This window comes from Acinetobacter sp. BD54 (genome assembly GCF_044778325.1).
Taxonomy (GTDB): domain Bacteria; phylum Pseudomonadota; class Gammaproteobacteria; order Pseudomonadales; family Moraxellaceae; genus Acinetobacter; species Acinetobacter baumannii.
On record NZ_JANJEP010000004.1, the window covers coordinates 35,106 to 50,001 of the forward strand.

Consider the following 14,896-nt stretch of genomic DNA (forward strand, 5'->3'; position numbering starts at 1 on the left):
ATATTTTCAAAGAATGAATTAAAAAATAGAACATGGAGTTGTTTCACATGGTTAGTGCCTATAACGAATTACCACGTACACCCGCAAACTTTGTTGCATTATCCCCTCTGCGCTATTTAGAGCGCGCAGCTTATATCTATCCAGACCAAGCTTCTATTATTCATGGCAACCGTCAGATTTCATGGAAACAAACTTATCAGCGCTGCCGTCAATTTGCATCTCAGCTTCAACAATTAGGCATAGTTAAAAATGATACGGTTTCAGTTTTACTGCCAAATGTACCAGCAATGATTGAAGCACATTTTGCTGTACCAATGGCGGGTGCTGTTCTTAATACCCTAAATACCCGTTTAGACGCTAAAACCATCGCTTTTATGCTAGAGCATGCTGAAACTAAAGTACTTTTAGTTGACCCCGAGTTTGTTAATTTAGCAAGAGAAGCTTTATCACTTATTCCTAACCAACATATTATTGTGATTGATGTTGCGGATGAAGAGTATAAAGGCGAAAACCAATTCCTTGGTTCTTTCGAATATGAGGAATGGTTATCTCAAGGCGATGCCAATTTTGAATGGCAATTACCTGAAGATGAGTGGGATGCAATTAGTTTAAATTATACCTCTGGAACCACTGGAAATCCTAAAGGAGTGGTTTATCACCACCGAGGTGCATATTTAAATGCGGCTAGTAATATTTTAGCTTGTGGCATGAAACCTCGAGCCGTTTATTTATGGACACTTCCTCTGTTTCATTGTAATGGTTGGTGCTTTGCATGGAGTATTGCAGCCAGTGGCGGAACCAATATTTGCCTACGTAAAGTTGACCCAGAACTGGTGATGCAGCTTATTGCAAAACATAAGGTGGATTACTTCTGTGGTGCTCCAATCGTCCTATCTATGATTATTAATCTGCCTAAGGAAAAGCAGCCAAGCATAGAACATCATGTTGAAGTTATGGTGGCAGGTGCTGCTCCACCTGTCGCTGTCATTGAAGGTATGCGAAATATTGGAATTAATGTCAACCATGTGTATGGTTTAACCGAAACCTATGGACCATCTGCGCTTTGTGCTTCTCAAGCGGGATGGAGCGACCTCTCCATTACCGAGCAAGCGCAACTACACTCTCGTCAGGGTGTACCTTATCCTTTACAAGATAGTATGCGGGTGTTAGATCCTGAAACGATGCAGCCAGTTCCAAATGACGGTGAAACCATGGGAGAAATCATGTTCCGTGGCAATATTGTCATGAAAGGATATTTAAAAAATCCAAAGGCAACTGAGGAAGCTTTTGCAGGTGGCTGGTTCCACACTGGAGACTTAGCGGTTTGCCACCCAGATGGTTATGCAAAAATTACTGACCGCTCTAAAGATATTATTATTTCAGGTGGAGAAAATATTTCATCTTTAGAAGTCGAAGACGTTTTATATAAACACCCAGCAGTTTTAACAGCCGCTGTTGTGGCAAAACCTGACGAACGTTGGCAAGAAGTACCCTGTGCATTTATTGAATTAAAAACTGGGGCTAGTGTCACGCCTGAAGAAATTATTGAGCACTGTCAAAAAGAACTTGCGCGCTTTAAAGTTCCTAAAGATGTGGTGATTACTGAAATTCCAAAAACCTCAACAGGTAAATTGCAAAAATTCATCTTGCGTGAATGGGCAAAAGAACGCGCTTAACCCGAATCCTATAAAAATAAAAAAGCGGCGTATCTAACACCGCTTTTTATTAAAAACTGTATTAACCTTGATCTGACAATAGAGCAACCTGTTGTACATAGTTAATAAATTTCATTTTAGTTGCTTCAAGATCTGCTTCTGCAACTTGCTGGGTTTTGTCACGATTAATTCTTAACACATGCTGACGTAAAGTATGTCGCTCTGATGCATTATAGATTTTGCTAAACTCATTGATTGCAGGATCGCCCTGCTCGATCATACGATCCACCCAACGCATGAGTTGAGCTTGTTTTTTCGCGCCTTGCTGAGGAGTTAAATAAGATAAAATGACTGTCTCATCTTCATTACGCAAGAGTTTACCAACACGCTGAAACTGACGACGGCGCGCTTCGAATGAACTAATATTCTGAACTTCCAAAAGAGCATCAATTAAACGCTCATCAACAGGAAGTTTTTGAATTTGTTTGATAGAAAGTTGTGCTAACTGCTCACCTAAAGCAGCCATACGTTGAACTGCTTTTTTCTGTTCGGTTTTACTTGCACGTCCTTCTAAAGAATCAAAATCTTCTTCAGTATAACGCTTGGGACGACGTGCCACGATTAATCTGCCTCATAAAATTTTGCGGCGAATAACGCCTGTACTTCATTTAATGCCTGTTCTTCGTCAGTGCCATCAATGACTAAACGTAAAGTAGTCCCTTTACCTGCACCTAACATCAGTAACGACATAATATTCTTTGCATCTACTAAATGATCGCCCTTACCAATTTGAATTGACGAACGAAACTTTGTAGTGACCTCTATCAGTTTTCCTGATGCACGTGCATGTAAACCGAGTTTATTAATTACATCAACAGTTGTGTCTATCATGACCAGTGCTTCATTTCTCTGTGTAAGACCTGAACAGACCATTCTGCCTCAAGTGCTTGTTTTAGTCTATCTACCATATAAACTGAACGATGCTGGCCGCCTGTGCAACCTATTGAAATCGTCATATAGTGACGATGCCCTTCAGCAAATGCCGGCAGCCATTTTTTTAAGAAGTGGAGAATGTCCTCAAACATTTCATTTGCTTGTGGACTTGCTTCTAAAAATTGTTTAACTGGCTCGTCTAAACCAGAAAAGCGGCGTAATTCTAAATCCCAATGCGGATTTGGTAAATGCCGTACGTCAAAAACATAGTCGGCATCTAAAGGAATGCCATGTTTATAACCAAATGACTGCAATATAACAATCAGATTATCTGACTGCCCTAGTTTTGATAGCAAGATATGTTTTAAATCGTGAACACTTTTATCTGTGGTATCAATGTGAACAGTGGCACGAAACTGAATTGGAATCAGCAACTGCTTTTCTTCATGAATACACTGTAAAAGGCTTTTGAAACGATTTGCTAACGGATGTGGACGACGTGAAGCACTAAATCGTGCAATCAAATCTTGATCTTGTGTCGTCAGATAAATCACATCAACCGTACCATGTTTTTGTAATTGCTCAAAAACATGGTCGAACTCTTGCATATCTGCCCGAGTACTTCGTACATCCACCCCTAAAGCAAGCTGCTCAAGATTATTTTCATGATCTAGCTTTGCCACGATCTCAGGCAGCAATGCCAAAGGTAAATTATCAATACAGTAGTAGCCCAAATCTTCTAATACTTGAAGAGCTGAAGATTTTCCTGAACCAGACTGTCCTGTCACGATAAGTATACGCTTCATGGCATGGCTGTCCTTTTATATATTATTGAGGTGTAAAGGCAACTTGTAGATTATCAATTAAGCGCGTTCCACCTAATTTCGCCGCGACAAACAACACAATATCACGATCAAATTGAGAAGCAGCTAACAAATTAGGTTGGCGAGCCTCCACATAATCCACAACAAAACCATTGTCTGTCAACAGTGTTTTCAAATCTGCCAAGACTTGTTGTAAATCTTTACCTTGGTGTAATTGCTCTTCGGCTTGTTTTAAACCTTGATAAATGACTGGTGCAACCTGACGCTGTTCAGGAGTCAAGTAACCATTTCTTGAACTCAGTGCCAAACCGTCTTCTGCACGAACAATTGGTACGCCAATAACTTCTAACGGAATATTCAAATCCTGTACAAACTGGCGAATCACTGCTAATTGCTGGTAGTCTTTTTGACCAAAGAAAGCATAATTCGGTTGCACAATATTAAAGAGTTTGGTGACAACCAGTGCTACGCCATCAAAGTGCCCCGGACGTGAGCTTCCACATAAATCATCAGTAATTTGACTGACGCTAATGTTAGTTAAGCGAGGTTGTGTACCGTACATTTGCTCAACTGATGGTGCAAAAATAATGTCACAGCCAACATCTGCAAGTAGACGACTATCCTGCTCTAACGTACGCGGATAATTATCAAAATCTTCACCTGGACCAAACTGTGTTGGGTTCACGAAGATACTCACAACCACAACATCACATAACTTTTTCGCTTCACGAACAAGAGTGAGGTGGCCTTCATGTAGATTTCCCATCGTTGGGACAAAACCAATGATTTTACGTGCAGCTCTAGCAGGATTTAAAGAAGCAGCTAAGCCTTGTATAGTGGTTTCTGTTTTCATGAATTACAGCTCAACTTGGAAAGTGTGTTCTTTAGCTGGGAACGACTGATCTTGTACAGCAGCATGAAAAGCTTTAAAAGCATCTAAAATCGCTGTTTCACCAGATTGCTCTTTCATAAAGTTACGTACAAAACGCGCAACTCGACCAAACGTTAGTCCTAACATGTCTTGTACAACCAATACCTGACCATCAGTCGCATTACCTGCCCCAATACCGATCACAGGAGTATTTGGGAACAATTCGGCAATTTCTTGACCTAATTGTGCCGGAACGCATTCAAGTAATAAAACTGCCGCGCCCGCTTCAACCACCGCCGTACAATCGGCAATAAGCTGATCGGCTGCTTCACGCGTTCTAGCTTGTAACTTGTAGCCACCAAATACATGTACAGACTGAGGAGTTAAACCTAAATGTACACATACAGGCACACCATTACGTGTTAACACTTGGACAGTTTCACTTAGCCATGCACCACCTTCGATTTTGATCATTTGGGCACCAGCTTGCATAACTGTTTTCGCATTCTGCAAAGCATCGTTTAAAGTGGCATAACTCATAAATGGTAAGTCAGTCATAATTAAAGCATGCTGATTACCGCGACGGACTGCCGCTGTATGATAGGCCATGTCTTCAACAGTTACAGGTAAAGTTGAGTCACGCCCCTGAATTGCCATTCCAAGAGAATCACCAATTAAGATCGTATCAATTTCAGCAAGTTCCATTGCTTTTGCCATACTTGCATCGTAACAAGTTAGGCAAGAGAACTTACGTCCTTCGGCTTTAAATTTTCTTAAGTCACTTAGACTAATCATGATGGTATCCTCTACAGGAGTTTGCAGAACGTAATAAGTCCGGCTTTAAGCCCAAGACTCATCAGCAAGTACAGTCAGCGTTGGCTGCTGTATGAGTTCTAAATTTTTAAGTGGCTGATCATTAATATGTAGATCAGCATCTAAATCTAATAAAGGAATCACAACAAAATCTCGTTGTAATATTCCTACATGCGGCACCGTTAAGCGCTCATTTTGTATTTTTTCATTGCCATAAATCAGTAGATCAAGATCTAAAGTTCGCTCCCCCCAATGACGGAGTCTCACCCGCCCAGCTTCCTGCTCAAAACGCTGTAATTGGTCAAGTAATTCAAGCGGAAGTAACTCGGTTTTTAGCTGAGCGACTGCATTTAGATAATTCGGCTGATCTTGGGGACCCATAGGGGGACTTTGGTAAAGTTTAGATACTTTCACTTCACCAAGAGATTTAAGTTTGGTTATCGCTTCAGATAGAATCTGGCGTGAATCACCTAGGTTACTTCCTAAGCCAATATATGTGGTTACTGTCATTGTGTCGGCCCAAAAATAACTTGGCTCAAATCACGTTGTACCCGCTTGCGCTTTAAAATTGGATGATCACTCATCACATTCGTTTGTGCTGCGGAAGATTTTTCAATAAAACGGTCAATAGACTGCTCTTGTCGTGCACGCTCTTTTTTACCACGACGGCTTCGAGGCTCTGGAACATCAACCAAAGGCTCAATTTCCGTATCAACTTTATTGCTTTCAACAGGCTCAGCAGCAACCTTACGACGACTTTTCGCCTTCTGACGATTATATTGGCTAATCGCAGCTTCTTTTTCGTCGTTTGACATTTCTTGGTAAGCTTCCCACCAGCTTCCCATTCCCTGTGTTGTGTCATCACCTGATTTTTCACGAAGTAATAAGAAATCAAATCCAGCGCGGAAACGAGCATGGCTTGCCAATGCTTCAATTTGCTGTGGTTTTGGATTAAGCAAACGGGTTTGCATTTCCCAAACTTCACGAATAAAAGTTTCGGCAAAACGAGGAATAACTGTGCGTGTTGCTTGACGTTTTAAAACATCCAAACCTGCTTGAGCACGTGCTTCGGCCGGAACAACGCCTTTTGATAAATAAAAATCACAACGCTCTAAAAATGGCTGCCACAATAAAACCGCATAGAAAAATGCCGGATTAATCGTTTTACCCACCTGAATACGTTGATCAGTATTTTTTGCTGCACGTTGAATAAATGGAGTGAGATCCGGACGAATATCAGCAAAAAGCTGTTTCCACACGCCAAAGTCAATCAACATTGGTAATACGCGTGCCAAATGCCCCATTGTGAAAAGCTTTTGAGACTCATCATATAAACGGTGTGGTGAAACATCACGAAGTAATTGCGTCATCTCAACATCAAAAATGTCGAGAATTGCCGGATCAATTTTAAAGTTGAGCTTAGCTGCAAAACGTAATGTCCGAAGCATACGCACCGGATCTTCTTCAAAACGTTGCACAGGATCGCCCAATAAACGTAAAGTCTTACTTTTGACATCATCAATTGCTTTACAGAAATCGAGCACAATACCCTTACGCGGCTGGTAGTACAGAGTATTGATAGAAAAATCGCGTCGAGCAAAGTCCTGTTCGATGGTTCCCCAGTTGTTGTCACGTAAAATCATGCCCGAAGCACTGGTCACCGCTTTTTTAGGAGGAGCACGGAAAGTTGCAACTTCGATTAGCTCACGTCCTGAATAGACATGTGCCAATTCAAATCGACGGCCAATAATTCGGCATCGACGACCAAAAACTTCTTTAATTTGAGAAGGTGTTGCATTGGTGACTGCATCGAAATCTTTAGGATTGAGTCCTAGCATTAAATCACGGACACCACCCCCAACAATATAAGCTTCATAGCCTGCTTTAGTCAGACTATCGATCACATCTAAAATCGAAGAAGGAAGTTGGGCTGTGGACAAACCACATTTTGACGCTCGCAAGGTTTGCAAAAGACGCTGTCTCCTACGTCAGGACGTAAATAACAAGTTGTCGCTAATCATAGCTCTAACACACACAAAGGGCAATTTGATTCTCTTAGATTGCGCAGGAAATGATAATTGACGAATAGAACTTTTATAAGGCTAAACGCGATTTATTTTTTTCAAAAATAGCTGGTCCAATTCCTTTAACGTTTTTAATTTCGTCAATATTTTTAAAGCTACCGTTCTTTTGCCTGTATTCTACAATCGCTTGAGCCTTTTTCTCACCTACACCTTTTAATTGCTGAAACTCATTTACATTCGCCTGATTCAAATGAATTTGCCCTGTAGAGTCATTAAAATTTTTAGTTTGAGAAATTTTAGAACTATTAGAATGAGAAGACTTAGTGATGTTTAACTTTTGGTCATACATCTGCTGTTTAGCCTTCCATTCTTGAAAGTTTTGATCAAAAGATTGAGCGCAAACCGAAGGTGAAATTACTCCCAAGCACAACATTATTAAAAGAAAATACTTATTTTTCCAAAATCTCATGCTGTATTGCATGTGGTTTTTCCCCTGATTTTAATTGTCGTTTTGCCTGATTCCACAATTCATCCATTTCGGACAAGGTCATGTCTTCCAATGTTCTTTGCTGTTTTATGGCTTGCTCTTCAATAAAAGCAAAACGACTTCTAAATTTATGTATGGTTGATAAAAGTGAACTTTCACTTGAAATGCCAAGTTTACGTCCTACATTGACTAATGAAAACAGGCAGTCTCCAAATTCATCTTGAATTTCATTACTATTTTGATTTTTAAGTGCCTGTTTAAACTCATCTAATTCTTCTTCTAATTTTGTATAAGCATCTTCTACCGTTTCAAAATCAAACCCAACTTTTGCGACATTTTTTTGAATTTCCTGCGCTTGAGATAGTGCTGGTCCATGTTTAATTTCATCTAATCTTGATTGTGGTTTGCCTTGCTTTTCTTGTTGTTTAATTTGTTTCCATAACTCACTTACTTGTTCTGGTGTTAAGTTGTTAAATTGGTCTGCTTGAAAAACGTGCGGATGACGTCGTACTAATTTTTCACTAATTGCCTCAACCACATCTTGAAAATTGAACGCCCCCTGCTCGCTAAACATTTGCGATTGAAATACCACTTGTAATAACAGATCACCCAATTCATTCCGAATTTCATTAATGTCACCTTGACGAATTGCAGCCTCGACTTCATATGCCTCTTCAATCGCATATTTAGTCAGTGACATTGGAGTTTGCTCTTGGTCCCACGGACATTTTTCACGTAGCTCTTGCATAATTTTAAGCAATTTATCCATGTAACCCTCAAGTTCAAAAAATTGGTCAGTAACTTTAAAATCTTAATTTGCTATGATCAAAATTAAAGCGGCAAATCATTCTTCATATTGTAACGATAAAGAGAAAAAAAGATGAAACATAGCATTCTGATTAGTGGCGCAGCTCAAGGTATTGGAGCAGAAATTGCACGGGTATTTTATCAGCGGGGTTATAAAGTCGGCATTTATGACATTAATGAGTCGCTTGCTCAAAATTTAGCGCAGGAATTAGGGCCGAATGCATGCGCAGGGTATCTAGATGTCAGTGACTACAGCCAGTGGCAACATATATTAAAAGAATTTACCGACTGGGTTGGGGAGCTTAATATTTTGGTAAATAACGCAGGGATTTTATATTCCGGAGCCTTTGAAAATATCGATATCAAGTCACACCAAAGAACAATCAATATTAATGTAAACGGCGTAATCAATGGTTGCCATGCTGCGCTCCCTTATTTAAAGCAAGCTTCTTTTGCACGAGTCATTAATCTCTCTTCGGCTTCTGCAATTTACGGGCAAGCTGACCTCATTTCATATTCAGCCAGTAAATTTGCAGTGAGAGGAATTACGGAAGGTTTAGATGTGGAATGGAAAAAATACGGTATTCGTGTTTTAGATGTGATGCCTTTATTTGTACAAACCGCAATGGTCAACAATATGGATGCAGGTTCTATTCAAAACATGGGAGTCGATTTAACGCCTAATGATATTGCTCAACAGGTGCTTTCACTTGTAGAGAAAAAAGCTCATTTCTGGACACCTACTCACACTCCAGTTGGTATAAAAACCAAATTGCTTTATCAACTCTCAACAATAAGCCCCCAGTTTTTAAATCGTTTAACTAATATTTATCTATCAAGAAAGTAGCTTATAAAAAAGGCCGTCAATTGACGGCCTTTTTCTCAATTTAGTTAAACACCTTGAATCATGCGTCGTGCGCTAATAATCCCCGGTTGTTGCTCTAAACGAGCTAACAAACGTGAAAGCTGAGCCAAGCCTTTCACCTCAATGAGCAACTTCATATTAGCAATACCATCTGCCTCAGAAATTGTGTTCACCTGACGAATATTAATCTGGTCAGAGAAAATCACTTGAGTTAAATCTTTGAGTAAGCCACGACGATCATAAGCCTCAACTACAATTTGAACACTTTGACCACGAGTTGGCTGCATCTCCCAATCCGCTTCAACAGCACGTTCTGGCTCTTGCTTGATCATGCGTTGATAATCAGAACACAAGACTTTATGAATACTTACCCCACGGTTCAACGTGATATAACCGGCAATTGATTCACCATGAACTGGTTGGCAACACTGCGCAATATGTAGCTCAACATTGTCTAAACCATCAATTAAGATGCCATGCGCAGACAGAGTATGGCTGGCACGTGGGTTTAATGTTGGTTTAAGTACCAGTTCAGGCTCATCCTGATCCAGATGCATTTGACGATTAATCTGATTAATCAGGGCATGCAAACTAATATCGCCGCTGACCAGACTAACCAAAATATCATCCCCTGTTTTCACATTAAAATGTGACGAGTAATCGTTGAGATCAATACTCTTAGGGTGAATCGCCAATCGAGACAATTCTTTGTTGAGTAACTCACGACCAACTTCAAGGTTCTTACTACGGTCTTGCTGTCTGAACCAATGACGTAATTTGTCACGAGCACGAGCTGTCTTGATATAACCTAAAGAGTTCACCAACCAGTCACGGTTAGGCTCACGATCTTTTTTGGTTAAAATCTCAACCTGCTCACCTGTTTTTAGCGTATAGGTTAATGGTACATAGCGCTGGTTAACACGCGCTGCATAACACTTGTTTCCAACCTCTGTATGCACATGGTAAGCAAAGTCTAAAACTGTTGAGCCACGTGGTAGTTCTTTAATATCACCATCACGACTAAAGACATAAATCTTTTCAAAACCTTCAAAGTCTTGAAGTTGATCAAAACCTTCCGTCTCATCTTCATTTTGATGTACTGTTGTTTCATTACGTTCTTGGTAATGTTCCAAAACAGCACGAAGCGAATGCAAACGATGGTTAAAAGAGTGGTCGGTATTCTTTGAACCTTCTTTATAGTTAAAGTGCGAACATACCCCTAACTCTGCTTCGTCATGCATCTCATGAGTACGAATTTGTACTTCTAAAGATTTATTCTCAGCAATAACAGCAGTATGTAATGAGCGATAACCATTGGCTTTCGGGTTGGTAATATAGTCATCGAACTGATGTGGGATATGACGCCAAATCTGATGAACAATACCTAATGAGTGATAACACTCAGGTACGCTATTCACCAATACACGTAAAGCACGAATATCATAAAGCTGATCGAAACTTAGGTTTTTGCTTTTCATTTTTCGATAAATCGAATAAATGTGTTTTGCTCGACCTGTAATTTCAGCTTCAATACCATGCGCCGCCAATTCACTTTTTAAACGGTCTATCACGAACTGGATATAATGTTCACGCTCAAGACGTTTTTCATTGAGTAATGAAGCAATCTCTTTATAACGGTCTGGCGCCAAATAACGAAACGCTAAATCTTCAAGTTCCCACTTCAGCTGTGCAATACCAAGGCGATGCGCTAATGGTGAATAAATAGTTAAAATTTCACGCGCCACACGCTCTTGACGTTCACGTGATGAGTTTGCCAACTCACGTAAAGAGTAAGTACGTTCAGCTAACTTAATTAAAACGACACGAACATCTTCGGTCACTGAAATCAGCATTTTATAAATGCCGCTTAAATGTTCCCGTTGGTTGTTATTAAAATGGTCTTCTAGTCGTTTATTTTTTTCAATAAGCTCTGAAAGCTTACCCATTGCCAAAGTACCTTTGACAAGGTTATAAACTTGCTCACCAAACTTCCGCTTTACTTCTTCTATATCAGTAATGTCCTCACGAACACTACGATAAAGCATTGCAGCAGATAAAGTATCTTCATCTACATGTAAATGCGCCAGAATATCAGCCATTCCAACACCAGTAGCAAATGTATTGGAACGATGATTAACCGTTGAATCTAACTCTTTTTGTAGGGTTAAATGCGCAACCTCTTCGAGTTGTTTAAGCTCTGCCCCATCTAATATTTCACGAACCCGATCCAACCATGAGGCTAAACCGACTTGTGTTTCGGCGGCATGCTCTACAGTCGTTTCCTCTGACAACTCAGTTAGTTGTTCAGGTAACTGTTCACGTACTGTGACCATACCATTCTCCTGGATATGTAACTCATGTTTTTAATCGTTTATCTCTTGAATTTTCTCAAATAAAGCAATCGATTCAACATGTTCTGTGTGCGTAAACATGTCCATAACCGCTGCTTTTTTTAACTGGTAACCATGTTGAACCAAAACACCTGCATCCCTTGCTAATGTTGCTGGATTACATGATACATAAACGATTCTTTTTGCTCCAAAGTTCGGTACATACTGCATAATTTCATATGCACCAGCACGAGGAGGATCAATCAATAATGCATCAAATCCTTGATTTGCCCAAGAATGATGCGAAAAATCTTTTGTTAAATCTTGTGAAAAGAAGCTTGCTTGCACCAGATTATTACGCTTTGCATTATCTGTTGCCCGCTGCACCATTTCTTCACTTGCTTCCACACCTACAACCTGACCCTTTGCACCAACACATCGTGCAAGTGGAAGCGAAAAATTACCTAACCCACAAAACAGATCCAGTACTCTTTCACCCTGTTGCAATTGAAGCAATTCACATGCCAATTGCACCATTTGTTCATTTACTGTGGCATTGACCTGCGTAAAATCCAATGGCGAAAAAGCAAAATTTACATCAAATGCATTTAAAGCATAATGTAATCGCATAGCTCCTTGTTCTTCATCAATACGACGAAGACTTTCGGGTCCTTTAGGTTGCAAATACAACTGCCAGCCTTTGTGTAACGCAAATTGTCTTAATTGGTTGACATCAGCATTGTTTAGTTTTTCGATATGACGAACTAATAAAGATGTTTCATGATCACCTTTTGCTAATTCTACATGACCAATATGCGCTTTGCCTTTTAGACTTTGGAGTAAATTACGCAATTCTGGCAGACTATCTGATAACTTTTTATCCAAAACGCTACAAGTATGGATAGATGTTAAACGATTACTATGATGCTCACGGAAACCTAGAATCAAACGGTCCTGTTTTGGCAAATAGCGCACACCTATTCGAGCACGACGGCGATAATCACTTTGCAAAGAACGAATTGGTTCTAACCATTGTTCAGGCTGAATACCAGCAAAGTGTTGCAAGTGTGATTGGAGGACATTTTGCTTTAAACGGATCTGCTCATCAGGGTGGATGTGCTGCATGCTACACCCACCGCAAATACCATAATGAGGACAAACTGCCTCTACACGATTTGCTGAAGGTTCTGCTAAAAGCGCTACCATTTCAGCTTCTTCAAGCCGCTTAGCCTCATGCGTAATTTGGGCTTTTACTGTTTCTCCAGGCAACGCATAACGAATAAACACTTTTTTACCATGCTTATCTGCCGGATGGTCTGGATGAGAACCATAATGCGCAATTCCCCGCCCCTCATGAGAAAGAGTTTCAACCTGAAAAATATATTCGGGTTGTTGAGGTTTACGAGATTTGGCTTGCTGTTTCAAAGAATGAACCTAAAAATTTAAAGGATTAAAATAGTGGGACGTAAATTCGGTATGTTTCGATGTACGTTGCCACACCTCAAGAAAATCGGCTTGCTGAGGCATAGTCTGTAAATACTCAATACTCGAACTAATCCAGTGGTTATGCTCATCTACATTCATTTGGCCTTTGAGCAATAGCCAACGCAAATAAATAAACCATGTATTGAGCACATCACCTTCACAATAACTGGTTAACTTTAACCATTGTTCTGTACGTACATATTCAGGCACATGATAACCCGACTCACCACGTTTACCTGGTAAACCTAAAATACAGGCTACATCATCGAGTTTCTGGAAATTACGGCCATTAAACATTGCCATAACATCCATTAAATCAATATGACGGTGGTGATAACGGTTTTGGTAATTATTAAAACGCTTCTGACTATCAAGCTCGCCTTGATCAAATAACCCGGGTGCCGAAAGACCATGATACATGGCACGGAACAAAATGACGGGCAAATCAAATTGCGAGCCATTCCAGCTCACTAAAGTTGGATGGCGCTTATCAAAAATGGATAGAAATTTCTGTAAAATTTCAGCTTCCGAATAGTGTTCCCGACTAAAAGAAAATAATCTGAAACCTGATTCATCAATCCACAAACCAGAAATACACACGATTTCATGTAAAGGCAAACGCTGAAAATCCATGCCAGATTCTTGGCGACGGATTTTTGTGAGTGCCTGTTCAACATCTGCCTCTGGCAAATCAAGATGATATAAATGCGCTCCCGCTTTTAAATCAGTTAAAGTTTCAATATCAAAAACTAAAGTAGGAAAACGCATTTTTTCTCTCAATTATGAGTCATCAGTCCTGTACTGAGAACAGGCCTGTAGACAAGTAGCGATCACCACGGTCACAGATAATGCAAACAATCACAGCATCCGGATTTTCTTCTGCAATTTTTACTGAAGCCCATACCGCCCCGCCAGAAGATGTACCTGCACTAATTCCTTCCTCACGTGCTAAACGGCGAGCCGTTTTTTCCGCTTCAATTTGCGGAATATCCATAATTTGATCAACACGCTTTGGTTCGAAAATCGTAGGTAAATATTCCTGTGGCCAACGGCGAATACCGGCAATATTTGAACCTTCAGAAGGTTGTAAACCAATAATTTGAATATCTGGATTTTGTTCTTTTAAATACTTAGAAACACCCATAATGGTACCGGTTGTACCCATTGAACTTACAAAATGGGTAATCTTTCCACCTGTTTGTTTCCAAATTTCAGGGCCAGTCGTAAGGTAATGAGCTTCCACATTATCTGGATTACCAAACTGATTGAGGACTAAACCTAGGCCTTCAGCTTGCATTTGCAAAGCCATATCTCGTGCAGCTTCCATATTCGGCGCTTCAATCAATTCTGCGCCATAAGCACGCATGGCGTCCTTACGCTCCTGACTTGAATTCCCTGGCATAATAAGTTTCATTTTATAGCCGCGCATCGCCGCAACCATAGCTAAAGCAATACCGGTATTACCACTGGTAGCTTCAACCAATGTATCACCTGGTTTAATTTGACCACGCTTTTCAGCCTGCATAATCATGTTATATGCAGGACGATCTTTTACAGAACCTGCTGGATTATTACCTTCCAATTTTGCTAAAACCGTTGCCTGCGTATGACAAGCCAAGCGCTGCAAACGGACCAGAGGTGTTTTACCTACATAGTGATCTAACAAAAATTCGTCGGCTAAAAAATCAGGTTGTGTATTACTCATGATCAACACCTAAATCGGGGTGGCACTATTGTATGAAAAAATGATCGGTACTGCATCCATTTCACTATGCTTTTTAATGAAAGTGATTAAAGCCCAG

The 14,896-nt window shown here is 40.2% G+C and carries 15 protein-coding genes; 2 read left to right on the forward strand and 13 right to left on the reverse strand.

The features are described 5' to 3' along the window. Positions 1-47 precede the first annotated feature (47 nt). Positions 48-1,676: an acyl-CoA synthetase gene (locus NQ782_RS07545; RefSeq protein ID WP_057092815.1), complete on the forward strand. Its 1,629-nt coding sequence runs from the start codon at positions 48-50 to the stop codon at positions 1,674-1,676. A gap of 61 nt (positions 1,677-1,737) precedes the next feature. Here NQ782_RS07545 and yjgA read toward each other — a convergent pair whose 3' ends face one another. The 9 genes from yjgA to mazG all read right to left on the reverse strand — a co-directional run bounded on the left by yjgA (position 1,738) and on the right by mazG (position 8,376). Continuing rightward, positions 1,738-2,274: a ribosome biogenesis factor YjgA gene (gene yjgA, locus NQ782_RS07550; RefSeq protein WP_000124014.1), complete on the reverse strand. Its 537-nt coding sequence runs from the start codon at positions 2,272-2,274 to the stop codon at positions 1,738-1,740. 2 nt (positions 2,275-2,276) lie between these two features. Continuing rightward, positions 2,277-2,546 (reverse strand): HPr family phosphocarrier protein, encoded by a 270-nt coding sequence (locus NQ782_RS07555; protein ID WP_000567533.1) that lies wholly within the window; start codon positions 2,544-2,546, stop codon positions 2,277-2,279. Then, positions 2,543-3,394: an RNase adapter RapZ gene (gene rapZ, locus NQ782_RS07560; protein WP_000821671.1), complete on the reverse strand. Its 852-nt coding sequence runs from the start codon at positions 3,392-3,394 to the stop codon at positions 2,543-2,545. Before rapZ ends, NQ782_RS07555 begins: the two co-directional genes overlap by 4 nt. Positions 3,395-3,416: 22 nt before the next feature. Beyond that, the gene (gene panC, locus NQ782_RS07565) at positions 3,417-4,265 is read right to left on the reverse strand and encodes a pantoate--beta-alanine ligase (protein ID WP_000846362.1); all 849 of its coding nucleotides are present in this window, start codon (positions 4,263-4,265) and stop codon (positions 3,417-3,419) included. A gap of 3 nt (positions 4,266-4,268) precedes the next feature. Next, the gene (gene panB / locus NQ782_RS07570) at positions 4,269-5,078 is read right to left on the reverse strand and encodes a 3-methyl-2-oxobutanoate hydroxymethyltransferase (RefSeq protein ID WP_000624763.1); all 810 of its coding nucleotides are present in this window, start codon (positions 5,076-5,078) and stop codon (positions 4,269-4,271) included. Positions 5,079-5,123: 45 nt separating this feature from the next. Next, positions 5,124-5,606: a 2-amino-4-hydroxy-6-hydroxymethyldihydropteridine diphosphokinase gene (gene folK / locus NQ782_RS07575; protein ID WP_000219222.1), complete on the reverse strand. Its 483-nt coding sequence runs from the start codon at positions 5,604-5,606 to the stop codon at positions 5,124-5,126. Beyond that, the gene (gene pcnB / locus NQ782_RS07580) at positions 5,603-7,066 is read right to left on the reverse strand and encodes a polynucleotide adenylyltransferase PcnB (RefSeq protein ID WP_001194201.1); all 1,464 of its coding nucleotides are present in this window, start codon (positions 7,064-7,066) and stop codon (positions 5,603-5,605) included. The genes folK and pcnB overlap by 4 nt, the downstream gene beginning before the upstream one ends. A gap of 124 nt (positions 7,067-7,190) precedes the next feature. Further along, positions 7,191-7,601, reverse strand: a complete 411-nt coding sequence (locus tag NQ782_RS07585) for a ComEA family DNA-binding protein (RefSeq protein WP_057092817.1) — start codon at positions 7,599-7,601, stop codon at positions 7,191-7,193. Next, positions 7,570-8,376, reverse strand: coding sequence for a nucleoside triphosphate pyrophosphohydrolase (mazG, locus tag NQ782_RS07590; RefSeq protein WP_000359489.1), 807 nt, complete (start codon positions 8,374-8,376; stop codon positions 7,570-7,572). The genes NQ782_RS07585 and mazG overlap by 32 nt, the downstream gene beginning before the upstream one ends. 111 nt (positions 8,377-8,487) lie before the next feature. Between mazG and NQ782_RS07595 the strand changes: the two genes are divergently transcribed. Continuing rightward, on the forward strand, positions 8,488-9,261 hold the full coding sequence (locus NQ782_RS07595) for an SDR family oxidoreductase (RefSeq protein ID WP_057092818.1): 774 nt from the start codon (positions 8,488-8,490) through the stop codon (positions 9,259-9,261). A 44-nt stretch (positions 9,262-9,305) separates the two neighbouring features. Here NQ782_RS07595 and NQ782_RS07600 read toward each other — a convergent pair whose 3' ends face one another. From NQ782_RS07600 to cysM, 4 genes are read right to left on the reverse strand one after another with little or no spacing between them, the layout of a single operon-like run. Then, entirely contained in the window at positions 9,306-11,612 is a 2,307-nt protein-coding gene (locus NQ782_RS07600) for a bifunctional (p)ppGpp synthetase/guanosine-3',5'-bis(diphosphate) 3'-pyrophosphohydrolase (protein WP_000259109.1), read from the reverse strand. A 30-nt stretch (positions 11,613-11,642) separates the two neighbouring features. Beyond that, positions 11,643-13,034, reverse strand: coding sequence for a 23S rRNA (uracil(1939)-C(5))-methyltransferase RlmD (gene rlmD / locus NQ782_RS07605; RefSeq protein WP_000813064.1), 1,392 nt, complete (start codon positions 13,032-13,034; stop codon positions 11,643-11,645). Positions 13,035-13,043: 9 nt separating this feature from the next. Then, on the reverse strand, positions 13,044-13,862 hold the full coding sequence (locus tag NQ782_RS07610) for a 3'-5' exonuclease (protein ID WP_001212165.1): 819 nt from the start codon (positions 13,860-13,862) through the stop codon (positions 13,044-13,046). A 22-nt stretch (positions 13,863-13,884) separates the two neighbouring features. Next, positions 13,885-14,799 carry a cysteine synthase CysM gene (gene cysM, locus NQ782_RS07615; protein ID WP_000072604.1) on the reverse strand — a complete coding sequence of 305 codons (915 nt, stop codon included), beginning with the start codon at positions 14,797-14,799 and terminating at the stop codon, positions 13,885-13,887. Positions 14,800-14,896: the final 97 nt, after the last annotated feature.